This window comes from Fusibacter bizertensis (assembly GCF_029914245.1).
Classification (GTDB): domain Bacteria; phylum Bacillota; class Clostridia; order Peptostreptococcales; family Acidaminobacteraceae; genus Fusibacter_C; species Fusibacter_C bizertensis.
Genome location: NZ_JARYZI010000057.1, coordinates 1 through 255 on the forward strand (window position 1 = coordinate 1; position 255 = coordinate 255).

1 tRNA gene is annotated in these 255 nt (G+C 42.4%); it reads left to right on the plus strand.

The annotated features are described in order from the left end of the window. Positions 1-181: 181 nt before the first annotated feature. A tRNA-Gly gene (locus tag QE109_RS17690) sits at positions 182-253 on the plus strand. Positions 254-255 lie beyond the last annotated feature (2 nt).

Consider the following 255-nt stretch of genomic DNA (forward strand, 5'->3'; position numbering starts at 1 on the left):
TGGCGGAATTGGCAGACGCGCTAGACTTAGGATCTAGTGACTAGTTCGTGGGGGTTCAAGTCCCTCTACCCGCACCATTTTTTTACTAGTATTAAGTTTTTGGTATTAGATTCAGTAATTTAGCATTAAGAAGTATCAAACATTTAGCGTATTTATTAGTTAAATTTTTTTTTGAATAAATGCGGAAGTGGCTCAGTGGTAGAGCATCGCCTTGCCAAGGCGAGGGTCGCGAGTTCGAATCTCGTCTTCCGCTCC